This window comes from Streptomyces sp. WAC06614, from assembly GCF_003949795.1.
Taxonomy (GTDB): Bacteria; Actinomycetota; Actinomycetes; order Streptomycetales; family Streptomycetaceae; genus Streptomyces.
Map to the genome: position 1 here is coordinate 1 of NZ_RPRY01000506.1, position 3,403 is coordinate 3,403.

At 80.9% G+C, this 3,403-nt stretch carries 3 protein-coding genes; all 3 read left to right on the top strand.

All coding sequences use genetic code 11. The features are described from left to right. Window positions 1–93 precede the first annotated feature (93 nt). The 3 genes from EF918_RS33940 to EF918_RS33950 are packed head-to-tail and all read left to right on the top strand — an operon-like array spanning window position 94 to window position 3,136. Complete coding sequence (locus EF918_RS33940; RefSeq protein ID WP_125652728.1) at window positions 94–669, top strand: SIS domain-containing protein; 576 nt, start codon at window positions 94–96, stop codon at window positions 667–669. Next, window positions 666–2,105 (top strand): PfkB family carbohydrate kinase, encoded by a 1,440-nt coding sequence (locus tag EF918_RS33945; RefSeq protein ID WP_125652729.1) that lies wholly within the window; start codon window positions 666–668, stop codon window positions 2,103–2,105. The genes EF918_RS33940 and EF918_RS33945 overlap by 4 nt, the downstream gene beginning before the upstream one ends. 23 nt (window positions 2,106–2,128) lie before the next feature. Further along, a complete protein-coding gene (locus EF918_RS33950; RefSeq protein WP_260610942.1) occupies window positions 2,129–3,136 on the top strand; it encodes a glycosyltransferase family 9 protein in 1,008 nt (335 codons plus the stop codon). Window positions 3,137–3,403: the final 267 nt, after the last annotated feature.

Sequence of the window (3,403 nt, forward strand, 5' to 3'; positions counted from 1 at the left end):
GCCTGCAGGGAGTCACAGTGGTCCCGGACGCCCGCCCCGTCCGCGGCGGGCGTCCGGGACCACTGTGACTCCCTGCAGGCCGCGCTCGACCGGATGTGCCGCGACGGCGTGGACCTGCTGGAACGCTGGGGCTCGGCCCTGGCGTGCGTCCTGTCCGGCGGCGGACGGCTGCTGGCGGCCGGCAACGGCGGCAGCGCGGCCCAGGCCCAGCACCTGACGGCCGAACTCGTGGGCCGCTACCGCACGGAGCGGCCCCCGTTCTCCGCGATCGCGCTGCACGCCGAGACCTCCAGCATGACGGCCATCGGCAACGACTACGGCTACGACGCCGTCTTCGCCCGGCAGGTGGCGGCCCACGGCCGGGCGGGGGACGTGCTGCTCCTGCTGTCCACCTCCGGGCGCAGCGACAACCTGCTGTCGGCCGCCGCGGTGGCCCGGGCCCGCGGGGTGCGGGTGTGGGCGCTGACCGGCCGCGCCCCCAACCCGCTGGCGCAGGCGTGCGACGAGGCGCTGTGCATCGACGCGGACACCACCGCCACGGTGCAGGAGGCGCACCTGGTCGCCGTGCACCTGCTGTGCGAGGCGTTCGACGCGGCGCTGGAGCGCACGGCCGCCGCAGCGGTCCCGGCCGGTGCGCCGGTCCCCGCCGCGGGCGGGAGCATCCGGTGAGCGGCCCGGCACCGCTGGTCGTGGTGGGGGACGCCCTGCTCGACCGGGACATCGAAGGGGTCGCGGACCGGCTCGCGCCGGACGCGCCGGCGCCCGTGGTCGACGTCACCGCCGACCGCACCCGGCCCGGCGGGGCCGGGCTCGCGGCGGCCCTCGCCGCCCGGTCCGGCCGGGAGGTGGTGCTGGTCACCGCGCTCGGCCGGGACCCGGCCAGCCGGCAGGTCCGGCAGGCGCTGCGCGGTCTGGTCACGCTGGTGGAGCTGCCGCTGGACGGCTCGCTCCCGGAGAAGACCCGGGTGCTGGCCGCGGGCCGGCCCCTGGTGCGGATCGACCGGGGCGGCGGGCGCGCCGGGACGCCCACCGCGGAGTGCGCCCGGGTCCTCGCCCTGGCGCGCACCGTGCTGGTGGCGGACTACGGCCGCGGCACCGCCGATGCCGTGCGCGCCCTGCTGGAGCGGGCGGCGCGGACCGCGACGCTGGTGTGGGACCCCCATCCCCGGGGCGGCCCACCGGTGCCGGGGACGGTCCTGGTCACCCCCAACGCCGCCGAGGCGCGGGCGCTGTGCCCCGGGGAGGGTGCCGACGCCTCGCTGGGCGCGTACGCCCGCCGTGGCGCCCTGCTGGCCGAGCGCTGGCAGGCGGCGTCGGTGGTGGTGACGCTCGGCGAGCGGGGTGCGCTGCTGACCCGGCCGCGGGCGGACGCGCCGCTGCTGGTGCCGGCTCCCTTCACGGCGTCGGGCGACGCCTGCGGGGCCGGTGACTGCTTCGCCGCGCGGGCGGCGGGCGCGCTCGCCGACGGGGCCCTGCCCGAGGAGGCCGTCCGGGACGCGGTGGCCGAGGCGACCGCGTTCGTGGCGGCCGGCGGTGCCTCGTGCGCGTCCTCGTGGCTGCGGCCCGGTCCGGCGGCCGCGGCGGCCCCGGGGGCCGTCGGCCGGGCGGACGCGCTGGGGCTGGTCCGGGCGGTGCGGGCGCGCGGCGGGACGGTGGTGGCGACGGGCGGCTGCTTCGACCTGCTGCACGCCGGTCACGTGGGCCTGCTGGAGTGCGCCCGGCGGATCGGGGACTGCCTGGTGGTCTGTGTGAACTCCGATGCGTCGGTGACCGGGCTGAAGGGGCCGGACCGCCCGCTGACGCCGCTGGCCGACCGCATCCGGGTGCTGGAGGCGCTCGGCAGCGTGGACGCGGTGGTCCCCTTCGAGGAGGCCACCCCGGCCGCGCTGCTGGACGTCCTGCAACCCGACGTGTGGGTCAAGGGCGGCGACTACTCGGTGGACGACCTCCCGGAGGCGGCCCAGGTCCGCACCTGGGGCGGGCAGGCCGTCGTCCTCCCCTACCTCGACGGCCGCTCCACGACGGCCCTGGCCCACCGGGCGGCCGCCGCCTCCCGCGGCACCTCCGTGCTGCCGCCGCCGCCCGCCGGGCCCGGTACGTCGTGACGGCCGGACCGGGAGCCGCGGCGGTGGGGCCGCGCCGGGGCCGGGCCGGTCGCCGCCCCACGGTCGCGGTGCTGCGGGCGCTCGGGCTCGGGGACCTGCTGACCGCCGTACCGGCCCTGCGGGCCCTGCGGGCCGCGCTGCCCGGGCACGAGCTGGTGCTCGCCGCGCCCGGGCGGCTGGAGGACGCGGTGCGGGCCCTCGGCGTCGTGGACCGGCTGCTGCCGGCCCAGGCGCCCGGGCGCGGAGTGCCCACGACCCTGGCCTGGTCCGGACCGCCGCCCGACCTCGCGGTGGACCTGCACGGGTGCGGTCCGCCGAGCCGGCTGCTGCTGGCGGGGCTGCGCCCGGGCCGGCTGTTCGTGTTCGCCCCGCCCGGCCGGCCCCTGTGGCACGGCCCGCGCTGGCGGGCCGACGAGCACGAACGGGACCGGTGGTGCCGGCTGCTGCGCTGGTACGGGCTCCACGCGGACCCCGGCGACCTGTGCCTGCCGCTGCCGGCCGAGCCGTCGCCGGTGCCCGGGGCGGTGGTGCTCCACCCGGGGGCGGACGCGGGGGCGCGCCGCTGGCCGGCGGAGCGGTTCGGGGCCGTGGGCCGGGCGCTGGCCCGGGAGGGCCACCCGGTGGTGGTCGTGGCGGGCGCGGCCGAGGGGGCGCTGGCCCGGCGGGTCGCCGCGTACGCCGGGCTCGGCCCGGGGGCGGTGCTCGGCGGTGGCCCGGACCTGCCGTTCGGGCGGCTGGCGGCCGTGGTGGCGCACGCCCGGTGCGTGGTGGCCGGGGACAGCGGGGTGGCGCACCTCGCCACGGCCCTGCGGACCCCGTCCGTGGTGCTGTTCGGCCCGGTGGCCCCCCGCCTGTGGGGCCCCCCGACCGACGGCCCGCACCGGGCCCTGTGGCACCCGGCCCCGACGGAGGACCCCCTGCGCCCGGGAGACGCCCACGCCCCCGTCCCGGACGCCCGGCTCCTGCGCATCCCGGTCCCCGAGGTCCTCACAGCGATCCGCACCCTCCCGCCACCACCACCTCGGCCCTGACGGGACCGAGCCGGGCCGACCCCCCGCCGGAGCGGCGTGGCTCGGCCGGCTGGTGGGCTCTCCCCCGCGGCCGGGCCCCGGCGGGCCTACCCGCCAGTGGGGCCGGGGAGCGGGCCGAACGCCGGGAGGCGGGCCGAACGCCGCCCGGGGCCGACGCGCCTCGCCTGGCGGGTGGCGCGCCGGCCCGGCCGGGCCAGAGGGGCGGGGGCCACCGCCGGGAGGCGGGGCTTCGCTCAGACGAGCGCGGGTGCGGGGACGGGTGCGGTG

Bases quoted from the DNA above. Each gene is read 5' to 3' on its own strand.
- EF918_RS33940 (WP_125652728.1), top strand. From the start codon at position 94: ATGTGCCGCGACGGCGTGGACCTGCTGGAACGCTGGGGCTCGGCCCTG.